This window comes from Arthrobacter sp. PAMC 25486 (genome assembly GCF_000785535.1).
Lineage (GTDB): Bacteria > Actinomycetota > Actinomycetes > Actinomycetales > Micrococcaceae > Specibacter.
Map to the genome: position 1 here is coordinate 84,366 of NZ_CP007595.1, position 17,590 is coordinate 101,955.

General features: G+C 64.0%; 15 protein-coding genes. 9 read left to right on the forward strand and 6 right to left on the reverse strand.

Annotated features, from left to right (window positions below):
• Positions 1–290 precede the first annotated feature (290 nt).
• Entirely contained in the window at positions 291–770 is a 480-nt protein-coding gene (locus tag art_RS00395; protein WP_052135836.1) for a GNAT family N-acetyltransferase, read from the forward strand.
• Positions 771–783: 13 nt separating this feature from the next.
• Here the strand turns inward: art_RS00395 and crcB are convergent, their stop codons facing one another.
• Genes crcB through art_RS00415 form a run of 4 tightly spaced genes read right to left on the reverse strand, consistent with a single transcriptional unit; the run spans position 784 to position 2,899 of the window.
• Positions 784–1,161, reverse strand: a complete 378-nt coding sequence (gene crcB, locus art_RS00400; protein ID WP_038461759.1) for a fluoride efflux transporter CrcB — start codon at positions 1,159–1,161, stop codon at positions 784–786.
• Complete coding sequence (locus art_RS00405) at positions 1,158–1,646, reverse strand: CrcB family protein (protein ID WP_216699569.1); 489 nt, start codon at positions 1,644–1,646, stop codon at positions 1,158–1,160. Before art_RS00405 ends, crcB begins: the two co-directional genes overlap by 4 nt.
• Entirely contained in the window at positions 1,643–2,149 is a 507-nt protein-coding gene (locus art_RS00410; RefSeq protein ID WP_052135837.1) for a universal stress protein, read from the reverse strand. The genes art_RS00405 and art_RS00410 overlap by 4 nt, the downstream gene beginning before the upstream one ends.
• On the reverse strand, positions 2,150–2,899 hold the full coding sequence (locus art_RS00415; RefSeq protein WP_038461762.1) for a hypothetical protein: 750 nt from the start codon (positions 2,897–2,899) through the stop codon (positions 2,150–2,152).
• 201 nt (positions 2,900–3,100) lie between these two features.
• Here art_RS00415 and gcvH point away from each other — a divergent pair, with 201 nt between their 5' ends.
• From gcvH to art_RS00440, 5 genes are all read left to right on the forward strand, one after another.
• The gene (gcvH, locus tag art_RS00420) at positions 3,101–3,487 is read left to right on the forward strand and encodes a glycine cleavage system protein GcvH (RefSeq protein ID WP_038461765.1); all 387 of its coding nucleotides are present in this window, start codon (positions 3,101–3,103) and stop codon (positions 3,485–3,487) included.
• A 143-nt stretch (positions 3,488–3,630) separates the two neighbouring features.
• A complete protein-coding gene (locus art_RS00425) occupies positions 3,631–4,113 on the forward strand; it encodes an FHA domain-containing protein (protein WP_038461768.1) in 483 nt (160 codons plus the stop codon).
• Between the two features lie 16 nt (positions 4,114–4,129).
• Positions 4,130–4,888, forward strand: coding sequence for a MerR family transcriptional regulator (locus tag art_RS00430; RefSeq protein ID WP_082000026.1), 759 nt, complete (start codon positions 4,130–4,132; stop codon positions 4,886–4,888).
• Complete coding sequence (locus tag art_RS00435; protein ID WP_038461772.1) at positions 4,885–5,394, forward strand: bifunctional nuclease family protein; 510 nt, start codon at positions 4,885–4,887, stop codon at positions 5,392–5,394. The genes art_RS00430 and art_RS00435 overlap by 4 nt, the downstream gene beginning before the upstream one ends.
• Before the next feature lie 291 nt (positions 5,395–5,685).
• Positions 5,686–6,252: a MerR family transcriptional regulator gene (locus tag art_RS00440; protein WP_253901557.1), complete on the forward strand. Its 567-nt coding sequence runs from the start codon at positions 5,686–5,688 to the stop codon at positions 6,250–6,252.
• Positions 6,253–6,739: 487 nt separating this feature from the next.
• Here art_RS00440 and art_RS00445 read toward each other — a convergent pair whose 3' ends face one another.
• Positions 6,740–7,576: a ParA family protein gene (locus tag art_RS00445; RefSeq protein WP_038461777.1), complete on the reverse strand. Its 837-nt coding sequence runs from the start codon at positions 7,574–7,576 to the stop codon at positions 6,740–6,742.
• A 153-nt stretch (positions 7,577–7,729) separates the two neighbouring features.
• On the opposite strand from art_RS00445, the gene gcvP reads away from it, so the two are divergent.
• Both gcvP and art_RS00455 read left to right on the forward strand, forming a co-directional pair.
• Complete coding sequence (gcvP, locus tag art_RS00450; protein WP_216699595.1) at positions 7,730–10,591, forward strand: aminomethyl-transferring glycine dehydrogenase; 2,862 nt, start codon at positions 7,730–7,732, stop codon at positions 10,589–10,591.
• A 325-nt stretch (positions 10,592–10,916) separates the two neighbouring features.
• Positions 10,917–14,312 carry a pyruvate carboxylase gene (locus art_RS00455; RefSeq protein ID WP_038461783.1) on the forward strand — a complete coding sequence of 1,132 codons (3,396 nt, stop codon included), beginning with the start codon at positions 10,917–10,919 and terminating at the stop codon, positions 14,310–14,312.
• A gap of 246 nt (positions 14,313–14,558) precedes the next feature.
• Here art_RS00455 and art_RS00460 read toward each other — a convergent pair whose 3' ends face one another.
• Positions 14,559–16,373: a long-chain fatty acid--CoA ligase gene (locus tag art_RS00460; protein ID WP_038461786.1), complete on the reverse strand. Its 1,815-nt coding sequence runs from the start codon at positions 16,371–16,373 to the stop codon at positions 14,559–14,561.
• A 164-nt stretch (positions 16,374–16,537) separates the two neighbouring features.
• Here art_RS00460 and art_RS00465 point away from each other — a divergent pair, with 164 nt between their 5' ends.
• The gene (locus art_RS00465) at positions 16,538–17,584 is read left to right on the forward strand and encodes an ROK family glucokinase (RefSeq protein WP_052135838.1); all 1,047 of its coding nucleotides are present in this window, start codon (positions 16,538–16,540) and stop codon (positions 17,582–17,584) included.
• Positions 17,585–17,590: the final 6 nt, after the last annotated feature.

A 17,590-nucleotide genomic window follows, 5' to 3' on the forward strand; every position in this document is an offset into this window, starting at 1 on the left:
GAGTCAGCCGCGGTTAGGCCCGCTTGAGTATCTCGCCGATGCTCCTGCGGGCTGACTTATTTAAACGGGTTTCCGGCGGTGGCACTGTGAAGGCGCCGGAAGGCGCACCACTCCGGGCTGCAGCGGCAGGTCACGGGCTCTGCAACGATTTATCGAGAAGCCATAACGTTTCCATCACTTCCCCGCGGAGCCCTGCTGAGTGGAAGTAGGCTGAGGATTGCCCGAGGATGGTTGGAGCAGAAATCATCCGTGATCATGCCCGGAACTGCCGGCGGAAGAAGCGGTGAACCATGCGCCTTGCCCCTGCCTTGCTGTTGCGTCCTGGACGCGCCGATGACATTGAGGAACTGACCAATGTTTGGCGGGACGCCGTCGAGGCCACACACCACTTCCTGTCCCTCGAGGCCATCGACAGGCTTGAACCCCTCATCAGGGATCAGCACCTGCCGGGCCTGCGGATTCAGGTGGCCGAGATAAACGGCTGCACACTGGGATTCATCGGCATGGACGGCCGGCACGTTGCCATGTTGTTTGTGGCCGATGAGGCACGCTCAATGGGTGTTGGCAGCAGGCTGCTGGACTGGGCCAAGGACCAAGGCGGGCCCCTGACACTGGATGTGAATGAACAAAATCCGCGAGCTGCCGTTTTTTACGTCCGGCGCGGCTTCATCCCCGTGGGCCGTTCGGAAACCGACGCCAATGGTTTCCCGCACCCGCTGGTTCACCTGCGATGGGAAGCTGGCCACGGCGGCACCGGCACGGCCCTCTAACACGTGGTGTGGCTCAGAACCGGGAGCCGAACCAATAGCCCAGCGCTGCACCGCAGATTGTGACGGCCAGGGTTCCCAGGGAATTCCCCAATGATGCGGCAAGGCGCCCTTCGCGGAGCAAACGGATGGTTTCATAGGTGGTGGTGCTGAAGGTGGTGTAGCCGCCCAGAAAGCCGGTGCCGACGACCAATGCCCATTCCTGGGGGAGCAGGTGCCCGGCCGCCAACGCTGTCACGAGGCCAAGTGCCAGGGAACCGGAAACATTGATGATGAAGGTTGCCCACGGGAAAACGGTGCGCAAGCGGCTGCCGATGGCGGCATCGAGGGCATAGCGGGCGGCGGCGCCCAACCCGCCCGCGGCAGCCAGCGCGGCAAACACCAGAGGTGTCACGGCTGCTGCCCTCTCCGGAGGGTGGGGTGCTGATGAGGGCCGGCACTGGAGCCGATACCCAGAGCGATTCCCGCCCATGTGGCCAGCGCACCCACAAAAACGGTCCCGGCTGCATAGGCGGCAGCCCACACCACACCCGAGGAACCGGCAAGCAGCAGCACACCCACGGCAAGGGTGCTGTACGTGGTGAAACCGCCACAGAACCCCGTTCCAAGCAGCAACCGCAGCCGGCGGTTGCGCAGCAGGACGGTGTGCGAGGCAACTCCGGGAGAATTGGGGGCTACCTGGCGGCCGGGTCCGCCCGGGCGGTCCAGGCCCGCATAAAGCAGGCCCAGCAGGAAGGCCCCGGCAATGTTCGCAACGATGATGGCCCACGGCAAGGACCCCGTGGCGGGCATTCCCAGGATCAGGGCCTCACGAGCAGCAGCACCCGCGGCACCGCCGAGGGCCACAAGGGGCAGTGAACGGATGAGCTGCGAAGTCACAGCCTGCCCAGCCCTGGCCGCCCGCCCAACCCGTCCTGTCCATCGTGCCCATGGTGGGTGGGCACCACAAGGACGGGGCGGAGCTGTTTGCGGGCCAGCTGGGTTGCCACTGAATGGTTCAGGATCTCACGCAGTGACGCGTGGCTGTCGCCGTGGGTGCCCACCACGATCAGGCCGGCCGACAGCGTATTGGCGCAGCGACCCAGGGCCTGGGCCGGGTCGCCGGCCAACAGCAGTGGGCGCCAGGGGAGCCCTGCCAACTCCCGCTCCAGCGCTGAGGCGAGTTGGGCTGGGAAGGATGCTCCGGCGTCGTCCAGGAAATCCGGATCCACGGGCGCCGATGTCACAGTGCCGTCCGCGGCCTCGGCGACGAGGTATCTGGCAGGGTTGACGTAGGCGCAGACCAGCTGCTGGCCCAGGGCTGCGGCGAGCCGGGCCGCCGCCTGCACGACGGCGGGGGACTGGCCGGGGAAGACGCCGGCAAGGACGCAGGGCTCGGGCATCTAGGCCTGCGGAGTGTCAAACGGTCCGGCGTCGGCAGGTCCGGCGGCATCAACCGGCGCGGCCGGCTTGCCGCGGGCGGCCCGGGCAGCGGCCTTTTCAGCCGCCTTGGCCTCATCCCTGGCCACACGATCCTTTGCCTGCTGGTTTTCACGCACCAGCTTTTCCGCGGCCTTAATTTCGCGAATCTTCTTGCCGCGGCGCAACCACATGCGGCCCAGGATGATTCCGGCCACGGCGGCGACGACGCCAACCACCATGAAGATCTGGCTCCAGGTGCCAAACCAGTTGGCGGTGTTGGCCCAAATGGAGCGGGCATCGGCGGCGGTTTGGGTGGTGCCATAGATGACGCCGAGGGTCAGCAGGTTGGGGATCAGCAGCAGGATGCCGATGGCAACGAGGGAAATCCGCACCCACTTGTTCAGGTTGCGCCGGTGCGCCTGCCAACCAATCAGGATGGGGAAAAACGTGAAGACGAAACCGTAAAACATGCCGATCGGGATGCTGTTGCCCAGCTGGCCGGCCACCTGGTCCCGGATGGTGTTGGCCCACATTAGCGGCACCGTCACGGAGGCGATCAGGTAGATCACCACCAGCAGCACAGCAGCACCTACACCGAGAATAGTCCGGAACAGCCACACGGGCATTTTGGCCTTGGGCACCTTGACGGCAGGGCTCCCCGCTGTGCCGGCACCTTGTGTGGCAGGGGCCGCCCCCGTGTCCGGGGAATCGGGCGTTGTTGAGTCAGTCATAGTTGAATCATGTCAGAGTCGGCGGTCCGGACGGGTGCAATTTGGTGAAAATAGGCTAGAAACTACCTTCGACTTGTCAAGAACGCCTGCACACTAAAGACTGGTTGTGGTTTGTGGGCGAAATCTGGCTCCGGACCATGATTGACTTTAGACTTCACGTTTTCTTCGCGCGGCAGCGATGAACCCCGAAAGGTGCGCAATATGAGCAACATTCCCGCAGATCTGTCCTACACAGCAGAGCACGAGTGGGTCGTGGCGCCTACAGCTGACGGCGTCGTGCGCGTTGGCATCACCGACTTTGCACAAGACGCACTGGGCGACGTTGTATACGTCCAAATGCCCGAGGTTGGCACCGAGGTCAGCGCAGACACGGTGGTCGGTGAGGTTGAATCCACGAAGAGCGTGAGTGACATTTACGCGCCGTTGACCGGCACCGTCACAGCACGCAATGAGGCCCTCGACACCGACCCGTCCTTGATCAACTCGGATCCCTACGGCGCCGGCTGGCTCGTGGAAATCACGCTCAGCGACGCGGCCAGCTACGGTGCCCTGCTCAGCGCAGGCGACTATCAGGAAAAGGTAGGCTAGTAGGCAGCAAGGTTTCACCGGTGGGCACCAATGCATAACAACGTTTGAGCCCCCGCCCAGAGCTTTCACAATGATGGCTCTTACGTTTTCGACGCTGGGACGCAATTGCGCTCCAGTCACTAACCCAGCAAGGAGGAGTACCAATGGTTGACAGGGGTAACAGCGCCGGGGTGAATGATCAGGCGAGCACCCAGGATCAGCCCGGTGCATCAGATACCACCTCGATTCAGCTCCCTCCCGTCCAGACCGGACCAACATCGATTCCGGTACTGGCACCCGATGAGCAAAATGCGGTGAACTCGCTTCCTGCGGGTTCGGCACTGCTGATTGCGCATCAGGGGCCGAACGCAGGTGCACGTTTCTTGCTAGATAGTCAGGTCACCACGGCAGGGCGCCATCCAGACGCCGACATCTTCCTTGACGATGTCACGGTGTCCCGCCGCCATGTGAACTTCATGAAGTATGACGGCGGCTTTGAAGTTCTCGACGCCGGCAGCCTTAACGGCACGTACGTCAACGGGGACCGGGTGGATGCTGTTCGCCTGCAGACTGGAAATGAAGTTCAGATCGGCAAGTTCCGACTGACCTACTACTTCAGCGCCAACAGCCCCGCCGCGGATTCCTAAGGGCGCTGTGGCGAGTATGAACTCCGGCGCCGGACGTCGATTGGTGGATGTACACGCCACCAACCGGCGGGCCGGTGCTGCCGCAGTCCTGAACATTGGTGAAGTCTTGGCGCTGCTGTGCGCAGACTTCCCGTCGGTGACCGCATCCAAGATCCGCTTTTATGAAGAAAAGGGTTTGATCACCCCACAGCGCACGCCGGCCGGTTACCGCCAATTCCGGGAGCCCGACGTCGAACGCCTCAGGTTTGTCTTGGCGCTGCAACGCGACCACTACCTCCCCTTGAAGGTCATCGGCGAGTACCTTGCCGCCATTGACCAGGGGCGCACCCCGGCCAATCTTCCGCCGGGCGTTTCCATCGCCCCCCGCATGGTTTCGGATGAACTGGCGAATGAACTCAAGAGCCGCGCACGCCGGCTCACCCCCGAGCAATTACGGACCGAATCCGGCGCCGATGAACAGCTCTACGAAACAATGCTCAGCTTTGGTCTGTTGGAACTGCGCGACGGAGGCTTCGACGACCACGCACTCAAGGTCGCCCAGGCTTGCACTGCACTGGCCGCACACGGACTTGAGCCTCGGCATCTCAGGCCCTTCCAGGCTGCGGCGGAGCGAGAATTCGGTCTCGTGGAGCGCGCCGTCGGGCCTGTTTCAGCCAAGCGTGACGGCACCTCGGTGATGCGTGCTGCAGAGACCGCCAGGGAAATTGCCGAGCAGTGCCTGAGCCTGCACAGCGCGTTGGTGCATGCACGCATTGCGGAGATGGAAGCGCCGTGATCGAGGTCAAGATCGTGGGCGTGCGGATCGAGATGCCCTCAAACCAGCCACTGGTCCTGCTGCGCGAACTCCTGGGCGAGCGGCACATCCCCATCTGGATCGGTGCAGCGGAAGCCACAGCCATCGCCTTGGCCGAACAAGGCGTGGTCCCGCCGCGGCCACTCACCCATGACCTGCTGTGCGGCGTCGTCCAGGCACTGGGACACAGCATTGTGCGCGTTAACCTGACAAAGGTGGAGGACGCCGTCTTTTACGCCGAACTGGTTTTCGACAATGGCACCAGCATCGGCTCGCGGGCCTCGGATGCCATCGCCATAGCTCAACGGGCACAGTGCCCCATCTGGGCGACCGAAGAGCTGGTCGAGGAAGCCGGCGTGGTGATTGGGGATCACGGTGACGGCCATGAGCACACCGCGGGTGTTCCTGACGATGAGGCCAAGGAACGTGAGGTTCGTCAATTCAGAGAATTCCTGAACGACGTTGAACCCGAAGATTTTGAGAAGTAAAGTCCCTGTTTCCCGCCGTTTTGGGACCATCTCTAACGTTAAAGCTGAGGCTGAAACTTTCGACACGCTTAAATAGTTGTGCGGACGTCTTTGACCTTGTCCCCACACCGCTCTAACGTCAAAGTATTGAGTTCCCCATTGCATGCTTCGGCCGGCACAGGCACACTTGAGGTTAGGGCCCCAGCAGCTCACCCATGATGTCTTGTGTCTTGGCTGCTCGCAGGCAAGACACCCGTTCGGGGAACTGTGAACAGGAGGAACTACGTGACTGCCAAGAGTGACGCCGGCGGAATGAGCACAGCAGCTGTGCCCAGCGCTGCCTTGGGTGCAGGCTCACAGGGCCTGCTGTTCACAGAGGACCTTCCCGTTCTTGACGAACACGCCGGCTACCGCGGGCCCACTGCCTGCAAGGCGGCTGGCATCACGTACCGCCAACTGGATTACTGGGCACGCACCGGCCTGGTGGAGCCCGCCGTACGCGGTGCCGCCGGTTCCGGCTCCCAGCGCCTGTACGGCTTCCGCGACATTTTGGTGCTGAAGGTTGTCAAGCGGCTTTTGGACACCGGGGTGTCCCTGCAACAGATTCGCACGGCTGTTGAGCACCTGCGCGAGCGCGGTGTTGAAGACCTCGCACAGATCACCTTGATGAGCGACGGCGCCTCCGTCTACGAATGCACCTCGGCCGATGAGGTCATCGATCTGGTCCAGGGCGGACAGGGCGTTTTCGGCATCGCCGTCGGCCGTGTCTGGCGCGAGGTTGAAGGCAGCCTGGCCGCACTTCCCAGCGAACACGCGCCCGTTGCCACGTTTGCCAACGATGAGCTGAGCAAGCGCCGCGAAGCCCGCAAAATCTCCTAACCGTTTTCAACTGACGCCCACACCCTCCCACTGCGGAGCGGCAGATGCGTCACCTTTTCGGGCGCCGATGGCACGCAACTCCACCCGTTGGGCGCTGGAATGGCACTGCCGCAGGGCCGTTGCTACGGCCTAACCCTGTGGTGCCGGGCCGGACGTGAACGGACGACGACGGCCCGCACCAGGCGCTTCTTTCTCTCCCACTGCAGGGCTGCTTCGGTCCCGTCTCCGACCTTGACTTCTGCGTCGCTCGCGCCCGCTGGTGGGCGCATGCCCAAGCGTCGCAGGGTGCTGCGCAACATCGGGGGCCTGGCCTGCGCAGCTCTCATGGTGGCGCCTCTGCCGGAGTCCCGGCAGCGCATGAGTAAAGTCGCTTTGCATTATGCGCGGCGCTGGCTGGCGGCACGGTGCATAAGTCGGGCACACCGCGCCCTCTGACCAGCCCTAAACACTGACTCGGCAACCACAGGGGCGGGCTGACTGGTAAAGGCTAGCCGCGGTAGAGGCGGCTTCTTGTGGCGCTCTGCGTCAGCACGGAGTCCAGCAGGCGGTCAAAGAGGGCCGAAGCGTTCTTGGCTGAGTCGCCGGGCCACTGGTGGACAGGATGCGCGGCACCCTGGATCTGCTGCCAGTTGGCCTGCTCCGGGATGGTGGGGGAGAGCAGCAGCTCGCCAAACATGGTTTTCATCTCCGCCAGGCGGTATGCGTGCTCGCTGGAGCCGGGGCGGACACGGTTGGCCACGATCCCGGCCGGCACCAGGGCAGGGGCAAATTCGGTGCGGAACAGCTCAATCGCGCGCAGCGTCCGCTGTGTCCCGGCCACGGAGAACAGGCCGGGCTCGGCCACCAACAGCACCCGGCTGCTTGCTGTCCACGCCATCCGTGTCAGTCCGTTCAGCGAGGGCGGGCAGTCGATCAAGACCAGCTGGTAGGGCGCGGTACCGTCACGGTCGGCATTGGCCAGGATCGTGGCGAGACGGCGCAAATCACGCTTGCCAAGATCGGGCCGGTCGTAAATCCCGCTGAACGCGGAGCCCATGGCGACGTCGAGCGTAGGGGGAGTTGCGCCGTCGTTCTCGTGTGCGGCGAGCCACCCGCTGGGCACAACGTTGGCGCCCAGGTCGGCCTTGCGGGAGGCCTTGATCAACTGGCCAATGTCGAGCTGGTCCCGGGCCGCAACGCCAAGGCCCGTGGTGGCATCGGCGTGGGGATCAAGGTCAATCACCAACGTGGGGATCCCGGCGGCCAACGCTGCGGAGGCCAACCCGAGCGTGACCGAGGTCTTGCCTACGCCGCCCTTGAGGCTGCTGATACTCACTACTTGCACGGAGAAACCATTACCCTTTGCCTTGCCGACTCAATCATGTGCTGCCCTCAATTGCTCTGACACATACAATAGCTGTGGAACGTTCGCGACTTGGAGAACCCATTGACAAACACCCCTCATATTTTGCCCGGGCGCCAGAACACAAACAACCTTGTGTCGGCCGTTTTTAGTGATCGACACATTGGGGTTACTGCACAGCCCCACATTCATCATATGTTGAGCACCCTAGGATTTGGTTCTTTGGAGGAGCTTTCAACGGCTGCCCTGCCAAAATCCATCTACACCACTGAGCCAATGAAGCTGCAGGCTGCCGTGTCGGAAGAGGCCATGCTCGCCGAATTGAAGGAGTTGGCGGGAAAAAACACCGTCAACAAGTCCTTCATCGGCCAGGGCTACTACGGCACGCACACTCCCGGTGTGATTCAGCGCAATGTGCTGGAGAGCCCCGCCTGGTACACGGCCTACACGCCCTACCAGCCCGAAATTTCCCAGGGCCGCCTCGAGGCGCTGCTGAACTTCCAGACCGTTGTGGCCGATCTCACAGGCATGGTCACCGCCAACGCGTCCATGTTGGATGAGGGCACGGCCGCCGCCGAAGCCGTGGCCCTGATGCGCCGCACCAACCGCACCGCATCGGTCGACGCCGTCCTGCTGATTGACGCCGATGTCTTCCCGCAGACCCTCGCCGTGGTCAACACCCGCGCCAAGGCCATGGGCATCCCCGTGCGCTCCCACAATTTCGACGCCGGACTCCCAGACGGTGAGTTCTTTGGCGTGCTCCTGCAATACCCCGGCGATTCCGGCCGGATCCGCGACATCGCCCCCGTGATTGCCGCCGCCCACGAGAAGAAGGCCGTGGTCGCAGTGTCCGCCGACCTGCTGGCACTGACCCTGCTGGAATCTCCCGGCGAGCTCGGCGCAGACCTGGCCGTGGGCACCTCACAGCGTTTCGGCGTGCCCATGGGCTTCGGCGGACCGCACGCCGGCTACATGACCGTCCGCGAGGGCCTGGAACGTTCCCTGCCCGGACGCCTGGTGGGCGTCTCCAAGGACGCCGCCGGCAACCAGGCCTACCGCCTGGCCCTGCAGACCCGCGAGCAGCACATCCGCCGCGAGAAGGCCACCTCCAACATCTGCACCGCCCAGGTGCTGCTGGCCGTCATGGCCGGCATGTACGCCGTCTACCACGGCCCCGAAGGGCTGAAGCGGATCGCCACCCGCGTCCACGCCATGGCCCAGGCCGTGGCGGAAGCCGCAACGGCGGCAGGCCACACCGTGGTCCACGCCAACTACTTTGACACCGTGAAGGTCCGCATCGCCGCCGGCAGCGGACACTCTGCCGCCGAACTCGTTGCCGCCGCCCACAAAGCCGGCTACCTGCTGCGCCAGGTGGACCACGAGCACCTGCAGATCGCCGTGGACGAGACCACCACGGACGCCGACGTCGCCGCTCTGGCCCGGTTGCTCGGTGCCCAGGCTGCCGGCACCCAGGCGCCGGAAACCGCGAAGGATGCGGCCGCCGTCGTGCTTCCCACACCGTCCCGGGCTACCGCCTACATGGAAAATTCCGTGTTTCAGGCGCACAACTCCGAGACCCAGATGCTGCGCTACCTGCGCAAGCTCTCCGACGCCGACTATGCGCTGGACCGTGGCATGATCCCGCTGGGTTCGTGCACCATGAAGCTGAACGCGACCGCCGAGATGGCCGCCGTGACCTGGCCGGAGTTCTCCAAGCTGCACCCGTTCGCGCCTGCCACCGACACGGTGGGCATTGTGGAAATGGCCACGCAGCTGGAGGCCTGGCTGGCCGAGATCACCGGCTACGACGCCGTCTCCGTCCAGCCCAACGCCGGTTCGCAGGGCGAATTTGCCGGGCTTATGGCCATCCGCGCCTACCATGTTGAGAACGGCAACCCGGACCGTGACATCGTCCTGATCCCCACCTCGGCGCACGGCACGAACGCCGCCTCCGCCGTCATGGCCGGGCTGAAGGTTGTCCCGGTCGCCACGGACGGTTTTGGCAACGTCGACATGGACGACCTCAAGCGCCAGATCACCATCCATGAAAATGATCTTGCCGCCATCATGGTCACCTACCCCTCGACGCACGGCGTGTTTGAGACGGAGATCAGCAACATTTGCGCCATGATTCACGACGCCGGAGGGCAGGTTTACGTTGACGGCGCCAACCTCAACGCCTTGGTCGGTCTGGCCCAACCGGGCAAGTTTGGTGCCGACGTTTCCCACCTGAACCTGCACAAGACGTTCTGCATCCCGCATGGCGGCGGCGGACCCGGAGTGGGACCCGTCGCTGTTGGTGCGCACCTGGCCAAGCACCTCCCCGCCCGCGAGCTCGGAGCCGACACCTCGGTGGGCCTGGTTTCCAGCGCACCGTATGGTTCGGCGTCGATCCTTCCGATCTCGTGGGCGTACATCCGCATGATGGGCCCGGATGGCCTGCGCCTGGCCACCCAGACCGCGATCCTGTCCGCGAACTACATTGCCCGCCGCCTCAGCGAGCACTTCCCGGTGCTGTACACCGGCGCCAACGACCTCGTGGCGCACGAATGCATCCTGGACCTGCGCGGCATCACTGCCGACTCGGGCGTCACCGTGGACGATGTGGCCAAGCGCCTCATCGACTACGGCTTCCACGCACCCACCATGTCCTTCCCCGTGGCCGGCACCTTGATGGTGGAGCCTACCGAGTCGGAAGACCTGGGTGAGATCGACAGGTTCATCAACGCGATGATCGCCATCCGCAAGGAAATTGCCGCAGTCCAGGACGGTTTGTGGCCGGCCGGGGACAACCCCTTGGTCAACGCCCCGCACACCGCCCAGAGCATCACGCAGGAGTGGGAACACCCGTACAGCCGTGAAGAGGCAGTCTTCCCGGCAGGTGTGGACCCGCGCGCCAAGTACTGGCCCGTGGTGCGCCGCATCGACCAGGCGTACGGCGACCGCAACCTGGTCTGCTCCTGCCCGTCCTTGGAGGAGCTGGCAGAAGTGTTCTAACATGCCGGACCCCTGGCCGGCCGTGACGGCGGCCAGGGTGTTCGCAGCATATGCTTTGTTACGCTGACATCCGTGAGCTGCGCCACACGATTTGGTGCACCATGGCCTGTGGGGCGAAACTGGCACAACTTTATGCTCCGGCATAAGGGCAAGGGTCGGCGTCGTTCCAGTAGCGGCGCGAGTTCCGGCCACAGTAGCTGTACAGGTTTTTACAAAGAGAGACGGCCCGGGTTCCTTTGGAAGCCCGTCGCTGCCTTCGAAGGCGGGCCGTACGCAACAGCATGTGGCGTACGGCCCGCACCACCATCGTTCACACAGGAGTGGGATGTTTTCGAAAATTCTGGTTGCCAACCGCGGCGAAATCGCGATCCGGGCATTCCGTGCCAGCTACGAGCTTGGTGCCAAAACGGTTGCGGTGTACCCCTATGAGGACCGCACCTCCATCCACCGGCAAAAGGCTGACGAGGCCTACCTGATCGGTGAGGAAGGCCATCCCGTACGGGCCTACCTGGACGTGGCAGAGGTGATTCGCGTCGCCAAGGAAGCCGGCGCCGACGCCATCTACCCCGGCTACGGCTTCCTCTCCGAAAACCCCGACCTGGCCGCTGCCGCCCGCGACGCCGGGATCACCTTTGTGGGTCCGCCCGCCGAAGTGCTGGAGCTGACGGGCAACAAGGTCCACGCCATTGACGCAGCCCGCAAGGCCGGGATTCCCGTCCTTGAGTCGAGCGAGCCCAGTGACGACCTTGCATACCTGTTGGGCGCTGCCGCAAAGATCGGCTACCCGATCTTTGCCAAGGCTGTTGCCGGCGGTGGCGGGCGCGGCATGCGCCGCGTGGAAAAGGCCGAAGACCTCGAAGAGGCGCTCAAGGCCGCCATGCGTGAGGCTGACGCCGCCTTTGGTGACGCCACCATGTTCCTGGAGCAGGCCGTACTGCGCCCGCGCCACATCGAGGTCCAGATCCTGGCCGACAACGAGGGCAATGTCATCCACCTGTTTGAGCGGGACTGCTCCCTGCAGCGCCGCCACCAAAAGGTGGTGGAAATCGCACCGGCCCCGAACCTGGACGAGAACATCCGCAAGGCGCTGCACTCCGACGCCGTGAAATTTGCCAAGGCCATGGGCTACGTCAACGCCGGAACCGTCGAGTTCCTTGTTGATACCGTGGGCGAACGCGCCGGCCAGCACGTGTTCATTGAAATGAACCCGCGCATCCAGGTTGAGCACACCGTCACCGAAGAAATCACCGACGTGGACCTGGTCCAGGCCCAGCTGCGCATCGCCGCCGGGGAAACCCTGGCCGATCTGGGACTAAGCCAGGACACCGTCCAGGTGAAGGGTGCTGCGCTGCAGTGCCGCATCACCACGGAGGATCCCTCCAATGGCTTCCGCCCCGACGTCGGCAAGATCACCACCTACCGTTCAGCTGGCGGTGCCGGTGTCAGGCTCGACGGCGGCACCATCTACGCAGGTGCAGAGATCAGCCCGCACTTTGACTCCATGCTGGTCAAGCTCACCTGCCGCGGACGCGACTATGCGTCAGCAGTTTCCCGTGCCCGCCGCGCACTGGCCGAGTTCCGCATCCGCGGCGTCTCTACCAATATTTCCTTCCTGCAGGCGGTTCTTGCCGACCCGGCGTTCAACGCCGGGGACGTGGCCACCTCCTTCATCGACGAGCGTCCAGAACTGCTGAACTCGCACGTGTCCTCGGACCGTGGCACCAAGCTGCTGACCTGGCTGGCTGAGACAACTGTCAACAAGCCCCACGGTGAGCTGGCGGTGCTGGAAGACCCGGCCCGCAAGTTGCCCGCCGTCGACCTTGCCGATGCTCCCGCCGGATCCCGCCAGCAGCTGGCCGAACTTGGACCGGTCGGTTTTGCCGCGGCGCTGCGCGCACAAACCGCCGTGGCCGTCACGGACACCACGTTCCGCGATGCACACCAGTCACTGCTGGCCACCAGGGTGCGTACCCGGGACCTGCTCGCCGCAGGCCCGGCCGTGTCGGTGCTGACCCCGCAGCTGCTCTCGGTCGAGGCCTGGGGTGGCGCCACCTACGACGTCTCCCTGCGTTTCCTCGGTGAGGACCCGTGGCAGCGGCTGGCGCAGCTGCGCGAGGCTCTGCCCAATGTTTGCCTGCAGATGCTGCTCCGCGGGCGCAACACGGTGGGTTACACGCCGTACCCGGCAGAGGTCACCGACGCGTTCGTTGCCGAAGCCGCGGCCAGCGGGATTGACATCTTCCGCATCTTTGACGCGCTCAACGACGTGGATCAGATGGAGCCCGCCATCAAGGCCGTGCGCGCCACCGGCACTGCCGTGGCCGAGGTCGCCCTCTGCTACACCGGTGATCTCCTTGACCCGGCCGAGACCATCTACACCCTCGAGTACTACCTCGAGCTGGCCCAGCGCATCGTCGACGCCGGAGCCCACATCCTGGCTATCAAAGACATGGCCGGCGTGCTGCGCCCGGCCGCCGCGGCCAAGCTGGTCACGGCCCTGCGCGAGCGCTTCGACCTGCCCGTGCACTTGCACACCCACGACACCGCCGGCGGCCAGCTCGCCACCCTGATGGCCGCCATCAATGCAGGGGTCGACGCCGTCGACGTCGCCTCGGCTGCCTTGTCCGGCACCACCAGCCAGCCCTCGGCCTCGGCCCTGGTCGCCGCCCTCGCGCACACCGACCGCGACACCGGCATCGACCTGGCTGCCATCAGCTCGCTCGAGCCGTACTGGGAGGCCGTGCGCCGCCTGTACTCCCCGTTCGAGTCCGGCCTTGCCTCGCCCACGGGCCGCGTGTACCAGCACGAGATCCCCGGAGGCCAGCTGTCCAACCTGCGCCAGCAGGCGATTGCGCTGGGCCTGGGGGAGCGCTTCGAGGAAATCGAGGACATGTACACGGCAGCGGATAAGATCCTGGGGCACCTGGTCAAGGTCACGCCGTCGTCCAAGGTGGTGGGCGACCTGGCCCTGCACCTGGTTGGCATCAAGGCCGACCCGGCCGACTTTGAGGAGAACCCGCAGAACTACGACATTCCCGACTCGGTGGTGGGCTTCCTTGGCGGCGAGCTGGGCACCCCGCCCGGCGGCTGGCCCGAACCGTTCCGCACGAAGGCATTGCAAGGGCGCACCGTCGTGGACCGCATGGGCACGCTCACCCAGGCGGACAGCGAGCAGCTTGCCGGCGACAGCGACACCCGCCGTGCGGCGCTGAACCGGCTGCTCTTTGCCGGGCCCACGAAGGAATTTGAGGCTGTGCGCAAGACGTACGGTGACGTTTCGGTGTTGGACACCCGCGACTACCTGTTCGGGCTGCGCCGCGGCGTGGAGCACGCGATCGACCTGGGCAAGGGTGTGCGCCTCATCGCTGCCCTGGAGACCATCTCCGAAGCGGACGAGAAGGGCATGCGTACGGTGACGTGCAAGCTCAACGGCCAGAGCCGCCCGATCACGGTGCGCGATCGCAGCATCGAAAGCACCGTCAAGGCAACCGAGAAGGCCGATGAGTCCGTGCCCGGGCAGGTTGCCGCGCCGTTCGCCGGTGCCGTATCCGTCAAGGTGGCCGTCGGCGACGTGGTTGAGGCTGGTGCCACCATCGCCACCATCGAGGCCATGAAAATGGAGGCGTCAATCACGACGCCGGTCGGCGGCACCGTGTCCCGTCTCGCCGTCGCCGGGGTCGCCCAGGTGCAGGGCGGGGACCTCCTGGTGGTCATCTCCTAGCATCCGCGCCATCCCGCAAGAAGGGACAGTGTTTGCGGAAAGGGACAGTTGTCTAACACCGTCTCTTTCCGCCAACGCCGTCCTTTTTGCATCAACCCGCCGCCTGACGATGGACCGCGTACACCGAAACGAGAAATGCCGCCGTTTGACACAAATGCCAGGGATCAAACTGTGGCATTTGCGTCAAACGGCGGCATTTCTGCGCCGATGTATGTGCGCAGCCGTGCTGCGGCCCACTTGGCGTGGCTAGGCTGGTTTCTTGCTCAGGTAGATTTCTTCCACCACAGCGTCGAAGTCCTTCATCACCTGGGCCCGCTTGACCTTCAGGGAAGGCGTCAGGTGACCCGACGTTTCGGTGAAGTCGGAGTCAACAATCCGGAACTGCTTGATGGCTTCAGCGGACGATACCGAGGAGTTGGCCCTGGTCACAGCTGCCTGCACGGCTGCGATGACGTTTGGGTGCTTGGCAGCCTCGGCCACCGTGATGCCCGTGAGCAGACCGTGCGCCTTCCCCCACTGCGGCAGCGCTTCCTCATCGATGGTGATGATGGCCGCGATGAACGGGCGCTGTTCGCCGATGACAACGCATTGGGAGACGATGGCATCGGCCCGGATCTGGTCTTCCAATAGTGCTGGAACAACATTCTTGCCGCCCGAGGTGACAATGATTTCCTTCTTGCGCCCGGTGATCTTCAGGAATCCCTGATCGTCCAGTTCCCCGATGTCTCCCGTGCGGAACCAGCCGTCGATGAAGTTCTCGGCCGTCAGGTCATCGCGGCCGAAGTAGCCCTTCATGACGCAAACACCCTTGGCGAGGATTTCGCCGTCGTCCGCGATCTTCACGGCATTGCCCGGCAGAGGGGCGCCCACCGTACCGATCTTGATGCGCTCGGGGCGGTTCACCGTGATCGGGGCCGTAGTCTCGGTCAGGCCGTAGCCCTCCAAAATCTGCAGGCCGATGCCCTGGAAGAAGTGCCCCAGACGCTCCCCGAGGGGGCCGCCGCCGGAAACGGCGTGGCGGACATTGCCGCCCATGGCATTGCGGAGCTTAACGTAGACAAGCTTGTCGAAGACAAAGTGCTTGGCCTTCAGACCCAGGCCAACCTTGCCGTCCTGGACGGCACGGGAGTACTCGACGGCGGTCTTGGTGGCTGCGGCGAAGATCTTGCCCTTGCCTTCGCCCTCAGCCTTGAGTGCGGCAGAGTTGTAGACCTTTTCAAAGACGCGCGGGACGGCCAGAATGAAAGTTGGCTTGAAGCTTTGCAGGTCCTCGAGCAGGTGCTTGATGTCGGGGGTGTGGCCGACCTTGGCGCCGCCGGCCACTGCCAGAACTGAAATATACCGGGCAAAAACATGCGCCATGGGTAGGAACATGATTGTCTGCGAGCCTGGCGGCACTACGCTGTCGCCAAGCACAGCAAGGGCATTTTCACTGAGTTCCACAAAGTTGTGATGCATGAGCATGCAGCCCTTGGGGCGGCCCGTGGTGCCGGACGTGTAAATAATGGTCGCCACGTCGTCCAGGCCGTTCGCCGTGCGGGCTGCCTCGAGCGTGTCGTCGGCGACATCCCTGCCTGCTTCACGCAGGACGTCCAAGCCATCGCCTTCGAGCTGCCAGACGTGGGCAAGAGTGGTGAGAGCCTCATTGTGGGCCGCCTGGCGGATAATGTTTTCGTGGGAGCCGGTTTCAGCAAAAACGCCCACGGCCTCGGAATCGCCCAGGTTCCAGGCCACCTGCGACGGCGACGATGTTTCATAAATCGGCACGGACACGGCGCCGGCAAACCAAATGGCGAAGTCAACCAGCGCCCATTCATAGCGGGTGCGGGCCATGATGCCAACACGGTCGCCTACGTTGATGCCGGAGGCGATCAGCCCCTTGGCTATGGCGCAAACGTCCGCATGGAACTCCTTGGCGGAGACATCAACCCACACATTGTCTTCGTTCCGCCGGGCAAAAAGCGCCGGGTTGGTGGCCAATTTCGCCTGACGGAGCACAAAATCGGTGGTGTTCATGGTTCGGGGACTGACTACCTTGGCCGGAACGGAAATCTCTTGCACAATAGCTCCTTTGATATGTGGGCGTGCGATCGTGTTGCTTCACTCTATCTGCGAAGCGGCCGATCCAGCGGGAACATTTTGTTACTGATGAGTAACATTATGTTGTCCAGCTCACAGTTTCAATTTGAGCAGACCGCGCCACGAGGACAACTAGACTCGAAACCATGGTCTTACCGTTCCCTGCAATTCATCCCGCAACTATTGACAGTGCCGCTTCAGGTCCAGTCCGTGGCGCTCAGCAACCTCTGGCCATTGGCATCGACATTGGTGGGACAAAAGTTGCCGCCGGCGTTGTCAATGGTGACGGCGAAATATTGGCCGAATTAAGACGTTCGACGCCGGGACGTGACGCCCGCGCTGTTGAGCAGGTCATCGTGGAGCTGGTCGCTGAACTGGCCGCCCGCCATGACATCGGCGCCGTGGGCATCGGGGCTGCCGGTTGGATGGATCTCGCCGGAGACAACGTGGTGTTCAGCCCTCATCTGGCTTGGCGTGACGAACCACTGAGGGACACCATGGAGACCTTGCTGCAACGCCCCGTGTTGATCAGCAATGATGCCGATGCTGCGGCGTGGGCGGAATGGCGGTTTGGCGCGGGCCGCAGCCACAACCGGCTCATCATGCTGACACTGGGCACAGGAATTGGCGGCGCCCTGATGATTGACGGACGCATCGAGCGTGGCAGCTTTGGCATGGCGGGGGAGTTTGGGCATCAGATCATCATGCCCGGAGGGCACCGGTGCGAGTGCGGCAACCGGGGCTGCTGGGAACAGTACGCCTCAGGGAATGCACTGGGCCGTGAGGGCCGGGAGCTGGCCAAGAAGCAATCGCCCATGGCGGCAGGGCTCCTGACGGCCGTTGGTGGCAGGCACAAGGAGATCACCGGGAACGTGGTCACGGAACTTGCCCTGGCGGGTGAGCCAACGGCCATGGAACTGGTTGCCGAGGTGGGTGACTGGCTCGGCCTGGGCATAGCCAACCTGGCGGCGGCACTTGACCCGGCACTTTTCATCGTGGGAGGCGGACTCAGTGCCGCGGGGGACCTCATTTTTGAGCCCGCGCGTCGTGCTTTTTCACGAAACCTGACGGGGCGCGGTTACCGCCAGGAGGCACTTATCACGGCGGCCCAGCTGGGGCCGGTGGCGGGCTTGGTCGGGGCCGCGGACCTGGCCCGCCAACGCTTGACTGCTGACGCTGACGCTGACGCTTGACGCTGA

What these genes read in the sequence shown, in the direction of transcription:
- art_RS00395 (WP_052135836.1), top strand. Translation starts at nt 291, where the DNA reads ATGCGCCTTGCCCCTGCCTTGCTGTTGCGTCCTGGACGCGCCGATGAC.
- art_RS00410 (WP_052135837.1), bottom strand. Translation starts at nt 2,149, where the DNA reads ATGCCCGAGCCCTGCGTCCTTGCCGGCGTCTTCCCCGGCCAGTCCCCC.
- art_RS00415 (WP_038461762.1), bottom strand. Translation starts at nt 2,899, where the DNA reads ATGACTGACTCAACAACGCCCGATTCCCCGGACACGGGGGCGGCCCCT.
- gcvH (WP_038461765.1), top strand. Translation starts at nt 3,101, where the DNA reads ATGAGCAACATTCCCGCAGATCTGTCCTACACAGCAGAGCACGAGTGG.
- art_RS00425 (WP_038461768.1), top strand. Translation starts at nt 3,631, where the DNA reads ATGGTTGACAGGGGTAACAGCGCCGGGGTGAATGATCAGGCGAGCACC.
- art_RS00430 (WP_082000026.1), top strand. Translation starts at nt 4,130, where the DNA reads ATGAACTCCGGCGCCGGACGTCGATTGGTGGATGTACACGCCACCAAC.
- art_RS00440 (WP_253901557.1), top strand. Translation starts at nt 5,686, where the DNA reads ATGAGCACAGCAGCTGTGCCCAGCGCTGCCTTGGGTGCAGGCTCACAG.
- art_RS00455 (WP_038461783.1), top strand. Translation starts at nt 10,917, where the DNA reads ATGTTTTCGAAAATTCTGGTTGCCAACCGCGGCGAAATCGCGATCCGG.
- art_RS00465 (WP_052135838.1), top strand. Translation starts at nt 16,538, where the DNA reads ATGGTCTTACCGTTCCCTGCAATTCATCCCGCAACTATTGACAGTGCC.